Source organism: Methanomethylovorans sp. PtaU1.Bin093, assembly GCF_002067275.1.
Lineage (GTDB): Archaea > Halobacteriota > Methanosarcinia > Methanosarcinales > Methanosarcinaceae > Methanomethylovorans.
The window spans coordinates 1-4,107 of sequence record NZ_MVQX01000029.1; the positions used below are offsets into that span (position 1 = coordinate 1).

The 4,107-nt window shown below is 42.5% G+C and carries 3 protein-coding genes; 2 read left to right on the forward strand and 1 reads right to left on the reverse strand.

The window, feature by feature from the left end:
• Positions 1–183: 183 nt before the first annotated feature.
• Complete coding sequence (locus A4E24_RS02900) at positions 184–1,557, reverse strand: monomethylamine:corrinoid methyltransferase (RefSeq protein ID WP_292351503.1); 1,374 nt, start codon at positions 1,555–1,557, stop codon at positions 184–186.
• Between the two features lie 510 nt (positions 1,558–2,067).
• On the opposite strand from A4E24_RS02900, the gene mtbA reads away from it, so the two are divergent.
• Positions 2,068–3,087, forward strand: a complete 1,020-nt coding sequence (gene mtbA, locus A4E24_RS02905) for a methylcobamide:CoM methyltransferase MtbA (RefSeq protein ID WP_292351505.1) — start codon at positions 2,068–2,070, stop codon at positions 3,085–3,087.
• Between the two features lie 119 nt (positions 3,088–3,206).
• A partial coding sequence (gene twy1, locus A4E24_RS02910) for a 4-demethylwyosine synthase TYW1 (RefSeq protein ID WP_292351507.1) occupies positions 3,207–4,107 on the forward strand: 901 nt, incomplete at its 3' end.

Genomic DNA, 4,107 nt, shown 5'->3' on the forward strand with positions numbered 1-4,107 from the left:
CCACGGATGAATACATGAAGGTCTACGACGGAGCAAGAAAGAAGCTCGAAGGACTGGGGCTGGTGTTCTAAGCCTGAATAAGGTAGTAGGTCACTTCTGTAGTCGGTGGATAAAAACCACCGGCTTTTTTTTGGCATTGCTTATTTAGAGAATGAGCTTTTCACTAATAACTTATTATTTAGGTTAGAAAGCTTCTCCCGGGAAATTACCCATTATCTCGTAGGATACCTTTCTATAGATAGATGTATACTCCTCTGTAGGCTCAAGATCATACTCTGATTTTACCCTATAGCATTTGTCAAAAGGCTTTCCTTCGGGTGGGTTAGTAAGTCTTTTCTCGTATTTTGAGTATATCTTCTCTACTAGACGGTTGGCTTCAGACAATGATAAATGTGTGGCCATCTGTGCTATTTCTCCCATGAACCTTGACTCTAGACCTGAAGAATGGTCAGGGACTCCACCACGTGCACCTACGGGTCCCAGCAACATGTCCCTACCGCATACAGTGTCCCCTATAGCCTGGGCAGCAGTTTCATAGAACATCATATCAGTAGATATCCCAGCAGCATTCCAATAATACCTTGCAGTGTAATAGTCCATATTCCTTGATATTGCAAGTGAGGAGAGATTTGAAGCCCACATTATCTCTTTTGCAGAGGAAGATCCAGTGGCCGCGTGTGAAGCTCCAGAAGCATGTATACTTGAATGCGCGAGTACTTTTGACTGTAAAGTTTCAGCCACATCTATTATTGCAAGTCCTTCAGCCGAACCTATGCACGGCCCCCCAAAAACAGGCACTTGCCCAGAAATATAATGGTTTCCATGTTCTTGGTGGAAGATACATTTGCACAATGTTTCGTAATCTACTTTCAGATCATCCATGTAGACTTCCTGAGGGTCATATCTTGAGTATAGTTCATCCGATGACACAAGCAGATATGATGCGGGAAGTGTAGGTGTACTGGGTCCCATCAATGCCAGCCCTTCACGCCCTCCGATCTTTGTAGCAAGCCTTTCATTGCGTGCAGCTTTTAGGACAGCTAACATCTCCAATGGGCTCTTTGGTCTTATATATTCTCCACAGAACTGCTTCATTGCACCACTATAAATTCCCTGTACAACATTCTCAAGTACTGCACTTAAGTTTATGTAAAGGAAGTTTTCTTCTGAAACACTTCCCCCCATTGGTCCACCAATAATAATGGGGGGAACTGGTGACAGAGGATATCTGTGGGTAACAGTTACTTTTTCTTTCAGTCTGCCGATTTCTAGAGGATTAATTACATTAAGAGATTTCAGGATATCCTCTTCATCTACCTGGATCACTCTTTCTGTGCTTTTGCAGTACACTCCCACAGAATGTAGTAGCTCTATGCCAGCCTCAAATGTTGCATCTGCAAGTTCAAGATCATCAGGAACAAAGCTTTTGCCATCATATTTGATGCCATATTTTAAAGCAAGTTCTTCTGATTTCTTGAATACATTTAGATCGTGTTGTTTCTCAGTTTTGCTTTCGCCTTCAATTGCGCTCTTGAGGTACTTATACATGTTTTGCATGTCGACACCCGGATAAAAAAGATTTAGTCAGATTAATTTCATTTTTAAGTCATTCAGTTCAAGTTCTAATGTTCACCCATATATTGATTTTGTTTTTGTAGATACTACTTATGATATTTAGTTTCCTATTCTATGCATAATTTTAAGCAAATTTGCTTTTAAGATTACCTATTTCATTCTGAATCTTATTTCTCTTTTCCCATAATATTCGATTTCTTACTTTCAATGAACCATTATTTATATTTTTCTATTATTTACAATCTATATATAGCTGATTTATTATTTAGAATTAAAAGCATTTCCTTTTTCATGCTTATTTATTATCGCATAATATACCTAATAGGATCCCTTTTCTTTTTTTAAAAAAGAAAGTTTCTCGTTTATCTGGTTTATAATCTTTTCGTATGGATTTTTTTCTTCTACTATATATAGATTTGGTGTGGAAAACCAAAAAATATATATAGTGGTTACCCCCTCTGTCATCATTACTAAAGGAGAGGAGACTTTACTATGTCCAATTACACCCCTAAAGAAAGGCTTGCCCGTATTTTAACAGGGCAGAGCGTAGATCGTATGGCAGCTATCTCTGTCACGCAGACCGGTACCGTAGAACAAATGGAAGCTTGTGGCGCATTCTGGCCTGCTGCCAATGAAGATGCCGAGCTCATGGCCAAGCTAGGTGAAGCTGGTCACACCGTTGTCGGTTTTGAAGCCGTGCGTGTGCCGTTCGATATCACCGCTGAAGCCGAGTTCTTCGGCTGCAAGATCAAGGCCGGTACACAGGAGCAACAGCCCTCTGTGGTAGGTCATGTGGTCAAGAGCGTTGATGACATATCCAAACTGGAAGGTTACAACCTGGACCACGGGAGGATCGGCGTTGTCTGTGAGGCTATCAAGATCCTGGCAGACAAGTACGGTAATGAACTGCCGATCATTGGCAGCATGATAGGTCCTTTCTCCCTTGCACAGCATTTGAACGGTGACGACTGGTTCATGAACATCTTCACAGATGAGAACCTGGGCCTGAAGCTCATGGAGTTCTCCACAGCTTTCAGCATTGCATACGCAAAGAAGATGGTGGAGAACGGTGCAGATACCATGGTCATCATCGACCCCACCGCCAGTTACCAGCTCATTGGTGCTGAGTTCTACGAGAAGTTCGTGGTGCCATATCACACAAAACTTGTAGATGCCATGAAAGAACTGAACGTGCCCACAGTGCTCCACATCTGTGGTGATACTACAGCAGGTCTTGCACTCATGGAATCATCTGGTGTCAATGCGATAAGTGTCGACCAGAACGTTGATCCTGCAACTGCTGTCAAGGCAGTTAAGAAGGCTGTTATAGTCGGTAACCTGGACCCTGTGAACGTGCTCTGGAACAAGACGCCTGAGTTCATCAAAGAGAAGTCAAAGGAAGTCCTTGATGCAGGGGTCGCATTGCTTGCGCCAGGATGTGGTATTGTCAGCAAGACACCCACAGTGAACCTGCAGGCAATGGTGGAGATGGCGAAGGCACACAAGTATTGAACATTTAATCTTGATTTTTGATCGATGGGGGATCAGACCTTAATAATTCCCCAATTTTCTTTTATTTTCATGGTGAATTCACCAAATTATATATACTCCAAATCTTAACTAAACCTCAAATGTCCTCTCAAGAATACAATTTCTCATATCTTGTAGATCTTCATTCCCTTCTCAAAAAGCAAGGTTATAGTCTTGCAGGGAATCATTCGGCTGTGAAGACGTGTCTATGGCTTCGCAGGGCGATGAGAGAGGAAGGTAAATGCTACAAAGCTTCCTTCTACGGAATAGAATCCCATAGGTGTCTTCAGATGACCCCGACTCTTATGTGTAACCAGAGATGCCTGCATTGCTGGCGTCCTGTAGAGGTGGATGCACCTGCACCCGAAGAGTGGGATTCTCCATCGGAAATAGTGGGGTCATGTATAAAGTCTCAGAGGAAGTTGATATCAGGTTTTGGTAATGCTGATCACAGAGAGTTATGGTTAGAAGGCAATGAACCAAGGCATGTGGCTATATCTCTATCAGGCGAACCTACAATGTATCCTTATCTTGCAGAACTGGTGGAAGAGTTCAAAAACCATGGATTGACAACATTTGTGGTCACTAATGGTACTAATCCTGAAATGATGCGTCGAATAAACCCTTCGCAACTATATATGAGCCTGGATGCACCTGATGAAGAAACCTATAATAAGGTATGTCGTCCCAGATCAACCCAATTGTGGAACAAGCTGAACGAGTCCCTTGAAGTGTTGAGAGGCAAAGACACAAGGACAGTTATACGTATCACTCTGATAAAGGGAGTAAATATGTTCCATCCACAGGGTTATGCTGAACTCATAAAGAAAGCTTCTCCGGATTATGTAGAGGTAAAAGCATACATGCACTTGGGTTTCTCAAGGAACCGCCTGCTCAGAGAGGCAATGCCATCGCATGAGGAAGTTCTGGATTTTTCCAGGCAAATAGCGGATCATTTGGGTTATTCAGTTGCTGATGATGTTGAGATCAGCAGGGTCGTAT